At 67.1% G+C, this 15805-nt stretch carries 13 protein-coding genes; 6 read left to right on the top strand and 7 right to left on the bottom strand.

Annotated elements, in window-relative coordinates; all coding sequences use genetic code 11:
• Positions 1–58 precede the first annotated feature (58 nt).
• Genes ASF00_RS03535 through lgt form a run of 3 tightly spaced genes read right to left on the bottom strand, consistent with a single transcriptional unit; the run spans position 59 to position 2598 of the window.
• Positions 59–568 (bottom strand): GNAT family N-acetyltransferase, encoded by a 510-nt coding sequence (locus ASF00_RS03535; RefSeq protein WP_055874146.1) that lies wholly within the window; start codon positions 566–568, stop codon positions 59–61.
• Complete coding sequence (locus ASF00_RS03540) at positions 565–1665, bottom strand: class I SAM-dependent methyltransferase (RefSeq protein WP_055874150.1); 1101 nt, start codon at positions 1663–1665, stop codon at positions 565–567. Before ASF00_RS03540 ends, ASF00_RS03535 begins: the two co-directional genes overlap by 4 nt.
• A gap of 51 nt (positions 1666–1716) precedes the next feature.
• A complete protein-coding gene (lgt, locus tag ASF00_RS03545; protein ID WP_443024380.1) occupies positions 1717–2598 on the bottom strand; it encodes a prolipoprotein diacylglyceryl transferase in 882 nt (293 codons plus the stop codon).
• A gap of 70 nt (positions 2599–2668) precedes the next feature.
• Between lgt and ASF00_RS03550 the strand changes: the two genes are divergently transcribed.
• The 4 genes from ASF00_RS03550 (at position 2669) to phbB (ending at position 8482) form a co-directional block, all read left to right on the top strand.
• Positions 2669–4357 carry a class I adenylate-forming enzyme family protein gene (locus ASF00_RS03550; protein ID WP_200910466.1) on the top strand — a complete coding sequence of 563 codons (1689 nt, stop codon included), beginning with the start codon at positions 2669–2671 and terminating at the stop codon, positions 4355–4357.
• 176 nt (positions 4358–4533) lie between these two features.
• Positions 4534–6720: a xanthine dehydrogenase family protein molybdopterin-binding subunit gene (locus ASF00_RS03555; RefSeq protein WP_055874154.1), complete on the top strand. Its 2187-nt coding sequence runs from the start codon at positions 4534–4536 to the stop codon at positions 6718–6720.
• Positions 6717–7724, top strand: a complete 1008-nt coding sequence (gene hemH / locus ASF00_RS03560; RefSeq protein WP_055874158.1) for a ferrochelatase — start codon at positions 6717–6719, stop codon at positions 7722–7724. Before ASF00_RS03555 ends, hemH begins: the two co-directional genes overlap by 4 nt.
• Before the next feature lie 35 nt (positions 7725–7759).
• Entirely contained in the window at positions 7760–8482 is a 723-nt protein-coding gene (gene phbB / locus ASF00_RS03565; protein WP_055874161.1) for an acetoacetyl-CoA reductase, read from the top strand.
• A 361-nt stretch (positions 8483–8843) separates the two neighbouring features.
• On the opposite strand, the gene murA is transcribed toward phbB, so the two are convergent.
• Positions 8844–10127, bottom strand: coding sequence for a UDP-N-acetylglucosamine 1-carboxyvinyltransferase (murA, locus tag ASF00_RS03570; RefSeq protein ID WP_055874164.1), 1284 nt, complete (start codon positions 10125–10127; stop codon positions 8844–8846).
• Positions 10128–10343: 216 nt separating this feature from the next.
• On the opposite strand from murA, the gene ASF00_RS03575 reads away from it, so the two are divergent.
• Positions 10344–11027 carry a Crp/Fnr family transcriptional regulator gene (locus ASF00_RS03575; protein ID WP_235525593.1) on the top strand — a complete coding sequence of 228 codons (684 nt, stop codon included), beginning with the start codon at positions 10344–10346 and terminating at the stop codon, positions 11025–11027.
• A 165-nt stretch (positions 11028–11192) separates the two neighbouring features.
• Here ASF00_RS03575 and clpS read toward each other — a convergent pair whose 3' ends face one another.
• The 3 genes from clpS to ASF00_RS03590 form a co-directional block, all read right to left on the bottom strand.
• On the bottom strand, positions 11193–11528 hold the full coding sequence (gene clpS, locus ASF00_RS03580) for an ATP-dependent Clp protease adapter ClpS (RefSeq protein WP_055875355.1): 336 nt from the start codon (positions 11526–11528) through the stop codon (positions 11193–11195).
• A 196-nt stretch (positions 11529–11724) separates the two neighbouring features.
• The gene (locus ASF00_RS18910) at positions 11725–12186 is read right to left on the bottom strand and encodes a phasin family protein (RefSeq protein ID WP_055874170.1); all 462 of its coding nucleotides are present in this window, start codon (positions 12184–12186) and stop codon (positions 11725–11727) included.
• A 564-nt stretch (positions 12187–12750) separates the two neighbouring features.
• On the bottom strand, positions 12751–14460 hold the full coding sequence (locus ASF00_RS03590) for a PHA/PHB synthase family protein (protein ID WP_055874173.1): 1710 nt from the start codon (positions 14458–14460) through the stop codon (positions 12751–12753).
• Between the two features lie 135 nt (positions 14461–14595).
• Between ASF00_RS03590 and ASF00_RS03595 the strand changes: the two genes are divergently transcribed.
• Positions 14596–15804 (top strand): LL-diaminopimelate aminotransferase, encoded by a 1209-nt coding sequence (locus ASF00_RS03595; RefSeq protein ID WP_055874176.1) that lies wholly within the window; start codon positions 14596–14598, stop codon positions 15802–15804.
• Position 15805: the final 1 nt, after the last annotated feature.

Consider the following 15805-nt stretch of genomic DNA (forward strand, 5'->3'; position numbering starts at 1 on the left):
TTTCCAATTGGGCCCCGGCCTGCGCCGGGGTGGTGCTCATTTGCGGCACTATTGATCATCACAGGACGAGCCGCATGATACGATCGTCGTCGGGCTGCTCGCCGACCATGAACACATACCGGCCGATCTCGACGAACCCATAGCGCTGGTAGAATCGGATCGCCCGCGCATTGTCGACATAGACGCTGAGGATCATTTCCGTCCGCCCGTCAGCCCGCGCGGCATCGATCGCCCAGTCCATCAGCGCGGGGCCGACGCCCGCGCCATGCTGGTCGGCGCGAACATAGAGCTGGTAGAGTTCGACCGCCGTGTCGGGCCAGTCGCCGGGAAAGGCGACGGGGCCGATCTTGGCGAACCCGACGATCGCCGCGCCGTCGGTGGCAAGGCGGATCGTGTAGCGCGGATCGCCGATCTGCGCAGGCAGCCCGTTCTCGCCAAACGCCTGGTCGAGAAACGTCGCGAGGTCCTGCGGGCGGTACAGCGTGCCGAACGTCTCCGTGAACGACTGCGTCGCCATCGCGGCGAGTGCCGGGCCGTCGGCGGGCACCGCGTCGCGATAGGCGATCACGCGCCCATCCCTGCGAACGCCGCCGGGGTCGGCCAGGACGGCGCGGTGATCGCGAGCGCTTTGAAGAGCGTCCCCATGTCGTCCATCAGCCGGCGGCGATCCGCCGCCAGCGATTCGGCGCGCGCGGGCGCCGCCTTGGCGAGCGCCGAGGTGCGCGAATCGATGCCAAGCCCGCCGAGCAGGTCGCGCTGGCTCACCGGCCCCCAGGCGACCGCGCCCTCGGCCTGCGCGGCGGCGGCGAGCGTGGTGAAGTCGACATGGGCGGTGAGGTCATGCTCGCCCGGCGCCTCGAACGGATTGGCGAAGGCGTGGCCGCGGACCGCCTGCAAGCTGTCGCCGAGCGCAGGCCCTTCATAGCCATAGTCGATCGCGATCAGCGCGCCGCCCTGGCGGGCGATCCGCTGCGCGAGGCCGCGGACGATGGTCACCGCGGCGGGCGAGGTCTCCAGGATCGAGCCCGCAGGCGCATCGCGGAACGGCTCGGGAATGACCGCGTCGGGCAGCGGCTTGCCCGCGATCGGCAGGAACAGCAGGTCCTGCGCGGCGACGAGCCGCTCGTGCCACTGCTCGCGCTTGACGAGCTGGCGGATCGGCAGCGCGTCGAAAAACTCGTTGGCGACGACGATCAGCGGGCGATCATTGGGCAGCGTGTCGAACGTGTCGTGCCACGTCGCGCCGGGGACTCGGTCGGCCTGGGCGGTGCGGAGTGCCGGGCTCGTCTCGACGAAATGGACCGGGGTTTCGAGCCCCGCCTTCGCCATCGCGCGCGCTGCGTCGGCGGCGAGCGTCCCGCGACCGGGGCCGAGCTCGACCCACGCCACGTCCGGCCGCCCCGCACGGTCCCACAGGTCCGCGCACCAAAGGCCGACGAGTTCGCCGAACATCTGGCTGATCTCGGGCGCGGTGGTGAAATCCCCCGCGGCGCCAAGCGGATCGCGCGTCGCGTAATAGTGCGCGTTGGCGGCCGCCATGTACTGCGCAACAGGGATAGGCCCCGCGAGTGCGATCGCGCGCGCGAGGCGTTCGGGTAGGGCGGCTTCTATTCCCCTTCCGCTTGCGGGAGGGGTTAGGGGAGGGGCTGGAGTATCGTTGGCCATGACGTTTGCGGCCATGCCCTCCCCCGCCCCCTCCCGCAAGCGGGAGGGGAGTCAGGCGACGCTCTGCGTCCCCGCGATCGACTCCACTCGCACGCGGCGCTTGGCCGAGGTCGCGACCAGATAGGCACCGCCGACGATCATCGGCACGCACAGCCACTGGCCCATGTGCAGCCCGGTATGTTCGGCAAAGGCCCGCAGCTGCGAATCGGGTTCGCGGAAGAACTCGACGGTGAAGCGCGCGAGGCCGTAGCCCAGCACGAACAGCCCGACGAGCTTGCCCGGATCGTAGCGCGCCTTGGTCTTCCAGAACGCGAACCACAGCAGCACGAAGAGTGCGATGCCTTCGAGGCCGGCTTCGTACAGCTGGCTCGGGTGGCGCGCCGGCTCGATCATGCCGAACGGCACGGTGCGTTCGAAGATGATGCCCCAGGCGACGTCGGTCGGCTTGCCCCAGAGCTCGCCGTTGACGAAGTTGGCGAGCCGCCCGAAGAACAGCCCGAACGGGACAGCGCAGGCGATATAATCGTGCACGCGCAACCAGTTGAGCTGGTGCTTGCGCGCGAACAGGATCAGCCCGATCGAGGTGCCGATGACCCCGCCGTGGAACGACATCCCGCCGTCCCACAGCCGGAAGATCCGCAGCGGATGCAGGAACATCTCGGGCGCATAGAAGATCACATAGCCGAGTCGCCCGCCCAGGATGATGCCGAGCGTCGCGTAGAACACCAGGTCGTCGGCATGGCGCCGCGCCATCGGTGCACCGGGCTGCGCGAGCAGCCTCAGCAGATACCACCAGCCGAGCAGGATCCCGCCGATATAGGCCAGGCTATACCAGCGCAGCGTGAAGAATCCGATCGAGAAGACGTCGGGGTGCAAACCCAGATCCTCGAAGCGGATGTGACTGCCGACGGCAGCAGAAATGGTCGACAGGATCAAAGGCTTTTCCCCACGCGTTCGCCCCTGCATAAAGACGAGTAACGATAAGACCAAGTAGGAGAGCGATATGCGGACCGAGCTCGATGCGGCTATGGATTCCACGATGGCCGCGCTGACCGCGCCCGACGGCATGCTGGCACTCGGTTCGGCCGAGCGGTTCGGGGTCACGCTCCCGACGATCGCTGCCGCGCCGCCTGCGCTGAGTTACTATTTCGCGCATTATGCCAACGAGCATCGCGACGCCGTCTTCCTCGTCTCGGGCCCCGAGCGGCTGACGTTCGGCGAGGTCCATGCCGCGGCGGAGCGTGTCGCGCGCGCGCTGGTCGGCGGGCACGGCGTGGCGAAGGGCGACCGGGTCGGGATCGCGATGCGCAATTCGCCGTCGTGGATCGTGCTCTACATGGGCATCGTCATGGCCGGCGGCGTCGCGACGTTGCTCAACGGCTGGTGGCAGGCCGAGGAACTGGAAGCGGCGATCCGCGACGTCGATTGCGCGCTCGTCTTCGCCGACCCGCCGCGCGTGAAGCGGCTCGCGCAGATCGCCGGCCTTACCGCGCCGGTGATCGAGATCGACGATACGCGGCCGATCACTGAAGCGCTGGCAACCGTGCTCGCCAGGGACGATCATACCGCCGACCTGCCGCCGCTGGGGCCCGAGGATCATGCGACGATCCTGTTCACGAGCGGGTCGACCGGCCAGTCGAAGGGCGCGCTGTCCGAGCATCGCGCGATCGTGCAGGGCGTCTTCAACTATCTCGCCCAAGCGATGATGATGATGGGCATCGCCACCGCTCAGGGCAATCCGCCGGTCGGCCAGCCGGTCACGTTGCTGACAATCCCGCTGTTCCACATCACCGGCGAAGTGCCGGTGTTCCTCCAGAGCTTCGCGATGGGGCGCAAGCTCGTGCTGATGCCGAAATGGGATGCGGGCGAGGCGATGCGGCTGATCGAGGCGGAGGGCGTCACCTATTTCGTCGGCGTGCCGCTGATGAGCTTCGAGATCCTCAACCACCCCGATCGCGCGAAGTACGACCTGTCGACCGTCACCGATTTCGCCGCGGGCGGTGCGCCGCGCCCGGTCGATCACGTCCGCCGGATCGACGCGGAGATGGGCGGGGGCGCGCCGCTGATCGGCTACGGCCTTACCGAGACCAACGCGGTCGGCACGGGCAACTGGCGCAGCAACTATCTCGCCAAGCCCAATTCCGCGGGCCGCGCGGGCGCGCCGCTGGTCGATCTCGCGATCCTCGACGATGCCGGCCACCCGGTCGATCAGGGTCAGCGCGGCGAGGTCTGCATCCGCACGATCTGCAACTTCAAGGAATATTGGAACCGCCCCGACGCGACCGCCGCGGCGTTCACCGCGGACGGCTATTTCCGCACCGGCGACATCGGCTATCTCGACGAGGACGACTATCTGTTCATCGTCGACCGCAAGAAGGACATCATCATCCGCGGCGGCGAGAATATCTCGTGCCAGGAGGTCGAGGCGGCGCTGTACGAGCATCCGGCGGTGGCGGAAGCCGCGGTGTTCGGGCTGGCGGACGAGCGGTTCGGCGAGGTGCCGGGCGCGGTGGTCGTGGTGCGCGACGGCGAGACGCTGACGCCCGACGATCTCTGCGCGTTCCTCTACCAGCACATCGCCGCGTTCAAGGTGCCGCAGCGGATCTGGATCTCGGATACGCCGCTGCCGCGGCTCGGGACGGAAAAGATCGACAAGGTCTCGCTCAAGGCAACGTACCGCGCACTGGCCTGAATTTGTGGGACAAGAAGTCTCCCATTTCCGTCATCCTGACGAAAGTCAGGACCCAGGATAACGGGAGGCTCCGCTGCTTGGCTCTGGGTCCTGACTTTCGTCAGGATGACGAGGGAAGATAGACGTGCTGCCGCGCCACCTTCTCCCCTTGGGGGAGAAGGGTTAGAGACCACGGCATGATCAGCAGGCGCAGCATATTCGTCGGCGGCGGCGCGGGGATCGGCCTCGTCGTCGCCTGGGGCCTCTGGCCGCGCGGCTATGCGCCAACGCTCGTCGCCAACCCCGGCGAAACCCCGTTCGGCGCCTGGCTCAAGATCGGCACCGACGGCCACGTCACCGTCGCAGTGCCGCAGGTCGAGCACGGCCAGGGCGTCTACACCACCCTCCCCCAGATCGTCGCGGACGAGCTCGGCGCGGACTGGCGCACCGTCGGCGTCGAACTCGCGCCGCTCAACCCGCTCTACGCCAACCCGGTCGGCCTGCACGACCTGTTCGAAGGGCTGTTCGACCGCCTGCCCGAAGGCATCCCGCAGCCACCGATGCTGACCGGCGGATCGAGTTCGATCCGGATGTTCGAGCAGGCCTGTCGCGCGGCGGGCGCGGGCGCGCGCGCGCTGCTGTGCATGGCCGCGGCAAAGCGCTGGGATGCCGACTGGACCGAGGTGGCCGTCGAGGCGGGCTTCTGCACGCATGCGGGCAAGCGCATCCGCTTCGCCGAACTGGCCGAGGCGGCGGCGACCTTCACGCTGCCCGATCCGCTGCCGCTCGGGATCCAGGGCGCGGGCAAGCTCGCCGGCACGTCGGTGCCGCGGATCGACGCCGCCGCGAAGGTGGATGGCTCGGCGAATTTCGCGGGGGACGTCCGGCTCGCCGACATGGTGCATGCCGCGATCCGGCAGGGGCCCGTCGGCGGACGCCTGACGAAGGTCGATCGCGCCGCCGCCGATCGCATTCGCGGCGTGCTGTCGGTGGTCGAAAACCAGCGCTGGGTCGCGTCCGTGGCGACGACATGGTGGGCGGCGCACAAGGCGCTCGACGCGCTCGCGCCGCGATTCGAAAATGCCGCCCCCCTCCCCGATACGCGGTCGATCGATACGGCGCTGGACGCCGCGCTCGCCCGTCCGGGCACGTCGATGGCGTCGGTCGGGGATGTCGCGGCGATCTTCCAGGGCGCCAAACTCGTCACCGCGACCTACCGCGCGGGGCTGGGCCTGCACGCGGGGATCGAGACGCGCAGCGCCACCGCATCCTTCTCGAACGGTCGGCTCGAACTCTGGCTCGCAACCCAGGCACCCGGCCTCGCGCGGACCGCGGCGGCGCGGGCGGCGGGTCTCGGCGAGGACTCGGTCGTCGTCCACCCGATGCTGATCGGCGGGTCATTCGGCGCCGCACTCGAACCCGACATCGCCGAACAGGCCGCGATCCTCGCGGTAAAGCTCAGGCGCCCCGTCAGCCTGGTCTGGTCCCGCGGCGAGGAGTCGCTTCACGATCCCTATCGCGCGCCGGCGGTGGCGAAGATGGCGGCGCGGCTCGCCCCCAATGGCGCGATTCTGGGCTGGAGCGCGAAGATCGCGGCGCCGGCGACCGGGGCCGAGATGGCGCGCCGGATGATGCCGGGCCTCGCGACCGAAGCCGCGCTGATCGGCGTCAAAGGCGACCGCTACGCCGTGGCGGGAGTGACGCCCGTCTATCGCATCCCGGCCTATGCGATCGACCACCACCCCGCCGAGATCGGCATCCCGACGGGGCACCTGCGCGGCGGCGCGCATGGCTACACCGCGTTCTTCACCGAATGCTTCCTCGACGAACTCGCGCATGTCGCGCAGTCCGAACCGATGTCGTTCCGGATCGGCATGCTCGGCAGCGAGCCGCGCCTTGCGCGCTGCCTGTCGACCGCGGCGGCGCTCGGCGGGTGGAACGGCGGTGTCGCAGGCAGCGGCCAAGGGATCGCGGCGCATGCCTTTCGCGGCAGCTACATCGCGGTCATGGCGGAGGCGCATCTGGGGCCCGACCAGCGCCCGGTCGTCGACCGCCTCGTCGCCGCGGTCGATTGCGGCGCGCAGATCAATCCCGACATCGTCCGTCAGCAGATCGAGGGCGGGCTGATCTTCGGGCTGGCCGGCGCGCTCGGCGCATCGACCGAGATTACCCGCGGGCTCGCCGACGCGCGCGGGTTCGACACGATCGCGCTGCCCCGGCTCGCCGACACGCCCGACATAACCGTCGAGCTGATCCGCAGCGAGGAGGCCCCCGGCGGCGTCGGCGAACTCGGTGTTCCCGCGGTCGCGCCCGCGATCGCCAACGCGCTCCATGCGTCAACGGGCTTTCGCATCCGCCATTTGCCCTTAAGACCGACGGCATGACCCTGCCCCCCGATCATCCGCCGATTCCTGCCCCCAAGATCGGCGTGCTGCTGATGAACCTCGGCACGCCCGATGGCCCCGATGCGAAATCGGTGAAGCGCTATCTCGGCGAATTCCTGTCCGATTCGCGCGTCGTCGAAATCCCGCAGATCGCGTGGCAGCCGATCCTGCGCGGGATCATCCTGAACACGCGCCCGAAAAAGTCCGCGCACGCCTATGCGCAGGTCTGGCGCGACGACGGATCGCCGCTCGCCGCGATCACCCGGTTGCAGGCGGCGGCGCTGAAGGACGCGTTCGGCCCCACGGTCCTGGTCGACTGGGCGATGCGCTATGGTAATCCATCGATTTCGGACCGGCTTGTCGCGATGAAGGCGGCGGGCTGCGAGCGCATCCTGCTCGCACCGCTCTATCCGCAATATTGCGCAGCAACGACCGCGACCGCGAACGACAAGGCGTTCAAGCATCTGGCCGGCCTGCGCTGGCAGCCGGCGATCCGGACGCTGCCGCCTTATTACGACGACACGCTGTATATCGACGCGCTGAAGGACTCGCTCGAGGCGGGGCTCGCCGCGCTCGACTTCACGCCGGACGCGATCGTCGCGAGCTTCCACGGGATGCCGAAGCGGACGTTGCAGCAGGGCGATCCCTATCACTGCCACTGCCAGAAGACCGCGCGGCTGCTCGGCGAGCGGATGGGACGCGAGCTGACGATCGCCTTCCAGTCGCGCTTCGGGCCGCAAAAGTGGCTGGGCCCAGCGACCGACGAGACGCTCGTCGCGCTCGCCAAGGCCGGCAAGACGAAGGTCGCGATCTTCGCGCCGGGCTTCTCCGCCGATTGCCTGGAGACGCTCGAGGAGCTGTCGATCCGCGGACGCGAGAGCTTCGAGGAGGCGGGCGGCACGCATTTCGCCTATCTGCCGTGCCTCAACGACAGCCCGGTCGGCGTCGAAATGCTGCGCAGCATTTTGGCGCGTGAGCTTGAAGGATGGGTGCGGGCTGGTTAACCTGTTTTAAAAGGCTACCCAGAGGAGAGAGACTAATGGCACGCGTCGCGATTGTAACCGGGGGTACGCGTGGCATCGGCGAGGCGATCAGTCTTGCGCTTCAGGACATGGGGCTGACCGTCGCGGCAACCTATGCCGGCAATGACGATCGTGCGCGGGACTTTACCGAACGCACCGGTATCAAGGCGTATAAGTGGGACGTCGCCGATTACGATGCGTGTCAGGCGGGCTGTGCGCAGGTCGCCGCCGATCTGGGCGATGTCGATATCGTCGTGAACAATGCGGGCATCACGCGCGACGGCACCATCCTGAAGATGACGTATCAGGACTGGAAAGAGGTGATGGACACCAACCTCGGCGGTTGCTTCAACATGGCCAAGGCGGTGTTCCCGGGCATGCGGACGCGCAAATGGGGGCGGATCGTCAACATCGGCTCGATCAACGGACAAGCCGGGCAGTATGGCCAGGTCAACTATGCCGCGGCGAAATCGGGGATCCACGGGTTCACCAAGGCGCTGGCGCAGGAGGGCGCGCGGGCCGGCGTAACCGTCAACGCGATCGCGCCGGGCTATATCGACACGGACATGGTGGCGGCGGTGCCAGCGGACGTGCTGGAGAAGATCGTCGCGAAGATCCCCGTCGGGCGATTGGGTCAGGCGACCGAGATCGCGCGCGGCGTGGCGTTTCTGTGCTCGGAGGAGGGCGGGTTCGTGACCGGGTCTACGCTGAGCATCAATGGCGGGCAGCACATGTACTGACGGGCGCTGCCATCAAGCGAAGCGAGCGGGCAGCGCCCGGCACGGCCGGCGGGTCGGTTTACCGAACCCGTCCGACGGCGGCTTTGCCGGCGGCGCTGCGTAGATGTCTACCGGACTACCAAGGGCAGCTTTGCGTCATCCTGGGCCCCCGCCTTCGCGGGGGAACTAGCCGGGTAGCGCCGCTTGGAGCGCCGCCCCAGTGTCCGTGCGGCAAGGATGCCACCGCAAAACGCCAAGCAACCTGCTCCCTCTCCCCTTCGGGGAGAGGGTCGGGGAGAGGGGCGCCGCAAGCGCTGCGCTCCCCAACTGCCCCTCACCCAACCCTCTCCCCGGAGGGGAGAGGGCTAACCCCGGCTCAAGCTCACCCGTCGCTGGCGCGCTCGATATCCGCGCCCACGGCGCTCAGCTTCTCTTCCAGCCGCTCATACCCCCGGTCGAGATGATACACCCGGCCGACCGACGTCTCGCCGTCCGCCGCGAGACCCGCCAGGATCAGGCTCATCGACGCGCGCAGGTCGGTCGCCATCACCGGCGCCCCCACGAGCTTGTCGACGCCGCGCACCACCGCGGTCCGCCCGCGCACCTGGATATCGGCACCCATCCGCGCCAGCTCGGGCACGTGCATGTAGCGGTTCTCGAAGATCGTCTCGGTCAGCACGCTCGCGCCATCCGCCTTGCAGAGCATCGCCATGAACTGCGCCTGCATGTCGGTCGCGAAGCCGGGATAGGGCGCGGTGGACAGCGTCAGCGGCTTCAGTCCGCCGTCCGCGGCGACGCGCACGCCGTCCTTGGTCGGCGTCACCGACACGCCCGCCTCGACCAGCGCGTCGAACGTCGCGCCCATGTCGGGGATCGCCACGCCGACCAGTTCCAGGTCGCCACCGGTGATCGCCGCGGCGCAGGCATAGCTGCCCGCCTCGATCCGGTCGGGCATCACCGCATAGGTCGCGCCGTGCAGCCGGTCGCGACCCTCGATCGTCAGCGTCTCTGTGCCGATCCCGTCGATCGACGCGCCCATCGCGACCAGGCAGTTGCACAGATCGACGATCTCCGGCTCGCGCGCGGCGTTCTCGATCACGCTCGTGCCCTTGGCGAGCACCGCCGCCATGATCACGTTCTCGGTCGCGCCAACCGACACGATCGGGAAGCGATAGCGTCCACCCGGCAGGCGTCCGCCCGGCGCGGTCGCCTTCACATAGCCCGCCGCCATCTCGAGCTCGGCACCGATCGCCTCGAGCGCGCGCAGATGCAGGTCGATCGGGCGGTTGCCGATCGCACAGCCGCCCGGCAGCGACACCGTCGCCTCGCCGCCGCGCCCGAGCAGCGGCCCGAGCACGAGGATCGACGCGCGCATTTTCCGCACGATATCGTACGGCGCCTCGGTCGAGGTGAGGTTGCCCGCGCGGATCGTCATCACCCGGCCGAAATCCTCAGGCCGCGTACCCTGGATCGCGGTCGACGCGCCGAGCTGGTTGAGCAGATGGCCAAAGCCGTCGACGTCCGCCAGCCGCGGCAGATTGCGCAGCGTCAGCGGTTCCTCGGTCAGCAGCGCGCACGGCATCAGCGTGAGCGCTGCGTTCTTCGCACCGGAAATGGGCAGACGCCCGGACAGGCGGTTGCCGCCACGAATTAGAATACGGTCCATCCCGGGTGTGTATCGCGGCTGGCGGTGCGCGCAAGGGCCACGCAGCACGGACCCGACGAGCGGACTCGCGCGCACGTCGCCCGAATGCACGCGCTTGATCGACTTTAATGCGCGGGAATCATAGCTTTGCTCTTTGGGTTCTCGAACATGGGGGACCATCACAGAGTGCCGGACAGCTGCTTCGCCGAACGCGTCGGCGATCTCATCGACTTGTCGATGAACGAAAGGGCTGCGTTAGCGCGGTTGGAGGAACGCCCGCGCGACCTGCGTCGCGGCGCGATCCTGCTGCGCGAGAACGATCCGCAGCCCGAGCTCTTCATCCTTCAGCGCGGCATGGCGATGAGCTATGTGCTGCTCGACGACGGTAGCCGCCAGATCCTTCGCTTCCTCCACGCCGGCGACATGCTCGGCGTGTCGGCGCTGGTGTATCGCGATTCGCCGGAGACGGTGGTGGCGCTGACCGATTGCACGGTGTGCCCGTTCGATCGCTCGGCAATGACTGCGATGGTGACCGATCATCCGCGACTGTCGGCAATCATCATGGTGATGAACCAGATGGAGAAGGTCGCGCTGACCGACCGGCTCGCGGCGCTCGGTCGCACCTCGGCCAAGGCGCGGATCGCCGCGTTGCTGATCGAGATGCACAACCGTCTGCGCCGGCGCGACCAGGCGATCGGCAACAGTTTCACGCTCGGTGTAACGCAGGAGGAGATCGGCGACGCCACCGGGCTCACCGCGGTGCACGTCAACCGTATGCTGCGCCAGCTCGAGGAAGACGGGCTGATCCGGCGCGAAGGCAGCCGGGTGACACTGCTCAAGGAGACGCTGCTGGCACAGGCGGCGAATTACATCGATCGCTTCGACGGGCTCGACCTGCGCTGGCTACCCCCGGCCCGCTAGGGGGCGTCCCCTCTCCTCCCTCGCCGCGGAGAGGTGGCTGGCTCTTGCCGAATGGAGGGGGGGAACACGAAACGGGGGTGGGCTTGCCTCCCACTCCGTCACCTTCGGTGCCACCTCCCCCTTGCGGGCGAGGATTAGCAGAGCCGGTACCGGTGACTTAGGGCATCACGCCTTTTCGAGCGTGCACTGTAGCGGGTGTTGGTTCTGCCGGGCGAAATCCATGACCTGGCTCACCTTGGTTTCGGCCACTTCGTAGCTGAACGTGCCGCATACGCCGACGCCCTTCTGGTGGACGTGGAGCATCACGCGCGTTGCAGCCTCCATATCCATGCGGAAGAACCGCTGAAGGCAGAGGACGACGAATTCCATCGGCGTGTAATCGTCGTTGAGCATCAGCACGCGATATGGTGTCGGCTGCTTGGTCTTCGCACGTGTCTTGGTCGCGATTCCCGCGCCCGTGCCGCCGGTACCATCCTCGCCATCGTCACGGCGCTCGGCCATCGATTTTACGGCCATCATTTGAGAGTTTACCACCATGCCGTCGAAATATGGCATCCCGCCCGGCAAGAGCAAGGGGGCGTCCGCAAACGACGACTGCAAAAGAGGCGGCAGCAGAAGAGGCGACCGTCGCGTGACGGCCGCCCCCTTCTGTCTCACCGTGCTCCGACGCGTCACCCGACGGCGACGCGGCGGAGGCTCAGGCCGAAATCTTCATCTTGTCGGTCGCAACCGCGACGCGGTTCGAGATCGGCTGTGCGACCTCGCCGAACATCTTGAGCATCCGCTCGGTCGAGCGCGAGCCCTCGGCGATCATCGTGTCGAACGCGGTACGCGCATAATCGCTCTGCAACTTCATGAACTCGGTCGGCGACTTGGCGGCGGCGAGCGTCTTGGCGGCTTCGGTCGCGTGTTCGAACGAGGTCTTGGCGTAATCGGCAGCCTCCTGGCCCAGCGCTTCGACGTTCTTCGCGGCGATCTTCGACGACTCGACGAGCGCCTCGATATTGCCCTTGCCGAAGGCGACGAAATCTTCGGCCATCTTCGCCGACTTTTCCATCGCGCCCTTGGCCTGCTCGGTGAAATCGGTGGTGGTCGTGCCGCTGAACCCGTTGGTGAACAGGGACTTGGTCTTGTCGGTGATGCTCTGGATCGTTTCCATGATGGCGTCCTTTGTTTCGCTGGCTGCGGTTTCGGTAACTGCGGTTTCGGTAGCTGCGGCTTCGGTAACTGGAGCTTCGGTAACTGGAGCTTCGGTAACTGGAGCTTCGGTAACTGGAGCTTCGGTAACTGGAGCTTCGCCGACTGGAATCCCCGACGGCGCGGCGGCCAAGATCGGGGGGGGCGAGTCTGGCTGCGGCGATACAAAAGCGGCCGCGGGAGGTGAGTCGATCGCCGGCGTCATGGCGACCGGCATGGGTGCCGGTTGTGCCGGCTTGGGTTCTGCTTGCGCCGGCGTGGGGGCCGGTTGGGCCAGCTTGTGTGCGGGTTCTGCCGGTTTCACGGCCGGTGGTACCGGCTTGCGTTCCGGGGGTGCCGGCTGGGCGACAATCCGAGGAGCCTTCGCGGTGGCGACAGGCTTCGAACCGGGCTTGGCCGTCCGTTTCACGATATCCACCATCCACGCACCTCTCTTCGGAGTTATGTCGCAATCCTTATACACGAATTACGGCGCCGCACAAATAAATTGTGCACCGCACCATGACGTTAACGGAAGGTCGCGTTATCAGCTTTTAACGTACGTGCCGGGCGCGTCTCCGAGCGCCGCGAGCGATCCCGCGCCGGGTAGCCTAACCCCTTTTGCCGACACGGTTTTGGCATCGATCGCGCGGACCCATTCGACCCAGTCCGGCCACCAGCTTCCCTTGGTCTCGGTCGCCCCCGCGACGAAGTCCGCGAGCGTCGTATGCGGCGAGGGATTGGTCCAATACTGATACTTTCCGGCCGCCGGCGGGTTCACGACTCCGGCAATGTGCCCCGACCCCGCGAGCACGAATTTTAGCGGTCCGGCAAAGAGTTCAGTCAGCTTCCAGACGCTCTCGGCAGGCGCGATATGATCCTCGCGCCCCGCCTGGACATAGCTCGGCGTCGTCACCTTGGTCAGGTCGAGCGGCGTGCCGGCGACGCTGATCGCCCCGGGCTTCACCAGCAGATTGTCGCGGTAGAGATCGGTCAGATAACTCAGATGCCATTTCGCGGGCAGGTTGGTCGTGTCGCCATTCCAGTGGAGCAGGTCGAACGGCACGTAATCCTGGCCGAGCAGGTAATTCTGCGTGACGTAGTTCCAGATCAGGTCGCGCCCGCGCAACAGGTTGAACGTCGTCGCCATGTAGCGTCCGTCGAGAAACCCCTCGGGCGAGAGCGACGCGACCATCTTCAATTGCTCGTCGTCGATGAAATGCTGCAATTCGCCAGCCTGCGCGAAATCGACCTGGGCGGTGAAGAACGTCGCGCTCGCGACCTTCGCCGCCTCGCCGCGCGCCGCCAGCAGCGCGAGCGTCGCCGCCAGCGTCGTCCCCGCGACGCAATAGCCGATCGTGTGCACCGCGGGCACCTTCAGCGCAGCGCGCACCGTGTCGATCGCATCGACCTGCGCGGCGACATAATCGTCCCAGACCACGTCCTTCATGCTCGCATCGGCGGATTTCCACGACACCATGAACACCGTGATGCCCTGCTCGACCGCCCAGCGGATGAAGCTCTTCTCGGGCGTCAGGTCGAGGATGTAGAACCGGTTGATCCATGGCGGGAAGATGACGAGCGGCGTCGCCAGCACCTTGGGGGTGGTCGGCGTATACTGGATCAGTTCGTAGAGTGGCGTGCGCTTGACCACCTTGCCCGGCGTCATCGCAAGGTTGCGACCGAGCTCGAACGCGCCGTCGGGGGTGTGCGTCACCTGCCCGCGGGCAAGATCGGCCATCATGTTCTGCAGCCCTTTCAGCAGATTCTCGCCGCGCGTCTCGATCGTCTTCTCGATCACCTGCGGGTTGGTCAGCGCGAAGTTGGTCGGGCTCATCGCATCGACGAACCCCTTGGTCGCGAACCGCAACTGCTCCTTCTGCTTGGCGTCGAGCCCGTCGACCGCCTCGACGCTGCGCAGCATATGGTCGCCGATCAGTTCGTAGCTTTGGCGGATCAGGTCGAACACGGGTTCGCGCCACTGCGGCGCCTTGAAGCGCTTGTCGGTGACCGGCGCGGGGTCCGGCGCCTTGGCGGGATCGAGGAACCGCTGCCACAGCGTCAGGCTCTCGGTCCAGAAATCCCGCGCACGCGCCAGCGTGGCGGGATCGGTAAGCCCGGGAATTATGGGCATCCCCTCCGGCGGCGCCTGCATCGCGCCGAGCCCCTGCTCCATCATCATCTGCTGCGCGCGGCCCATCACCCAGGTCCAGTGCTGGAGATCGGTCAGGCTCGGAGCGGGCGGAGTTTCGGCCATGACGTCCTCTTATTTTTCCGTAGCCTAGCCCAAGAGTGCCGGGCCATTCCATCCCTCTTTGCGATCTGCACAATCCAAAGGTTTCCGCATTCCCGCGAATGACGTAAGGATCGTGCGCCATCACACGAGGGTTCCATGTCCGAAGATTTCTACCGCATCAAACGCTTACCCCCCTATGTCATCGCCGAAGTGAACGCGATGCGGGCGGCGGCGCGCGCGGGCGGGGAGGACATCATCGATCTCGGCATGGGCAATCCCGATCTGCCGCCGCCCGAGCACGTCATCGAGAAGCTCGTCGAAGTCGCGCGCAAGCCGAGCGCACACGGCTATTCGCAGTCGAAGGGGATTCCCGGCCTGCGCAAGGCGCAGGCGAATTACTACGGCCGCCGGTTCGGCGTCGACGTCGATCCCGAGACCGAGGTCGTGGTCACGATGGGCTCGAAGGAAGGGCTCGCGAGTCTGGCCACCGCGATCACCGCGCCCGGCGACGTCGTGCTCGCGCCGAACCCGTCCTACCCGATCCACACCTTCGGCTTCATCATCGCCGGCGCGACGATCCGCGCGGTGCCGACGACGCCCGACGAGGCGTATTTCGAGAGCCTGGAGCGCGCGATGGCATTCACCGTGCCGCGCCCGTCGGTGCTGGTGATGGGCTATCCGTCGAACCCGACCGCCGAGGTCGTCGACCTCGCCTTCTACGAGCGCGTCGTCGCGTTCGCGAAGAAGCATCAGCTCTGGGTGATCTCCGACCTGGCGTATTCGGAGCTGTATTACGACGGCAAGCCGACCCCCTCGATCCTCCAGGTGCCGGGCGCGAAGGACGTCGCGATCGAGTTCACCTCGCTCAGCAAGACCTATTCGATGGCCGGGTGGCGGATGGGTTTCGGGGTCGGCAACAAGACGCTGATCGCGGCGATGACTCGCGTGAAATCCTATCTCGATTACGGCGCGTTCACGCCGATCCAGGCGGCGGCCTGCGCTGCGCTCAACGGCCCGCAGGATATCGTCGCGCGCAACCGCGAACTTTATCACAAGCGCCGCGACGTGCTGGTGGAAAGCTTCGGCCGCGCCGGGTGGGATATTCCAAGCCCCCGTGCGAGCATGTTCGCCTGGGCGCCTTTGCCGCCCGCCCTCGCGCATTTAGGTAGCCTTGAGTTCACCAAACAATTGCTGACTCACGCGCATGTCGCGGTGGCCCCAGGGGTGGGCTACGGCGAAAACGGCGAAGGCTATGTGAGGATCGCGATGGTCGAGAACGAACAGCGGCTCCGCCAGGCGGCGCGCAACGTGAAGAAATATCTCCAGTCGATGGGCGTCAACACGCCCGCGCGTGGCGCTGGCTAAC

Origin of the sequence: Sphingomonas sp. Leaf34, from assembly GCF_001421805.1 — a bacterium.
GTDB lineage: Bacteria > Pseudomonadota > Alphaproteobacteria > Sphingomonadales > Sphingomonadaceae > Sphingomonas.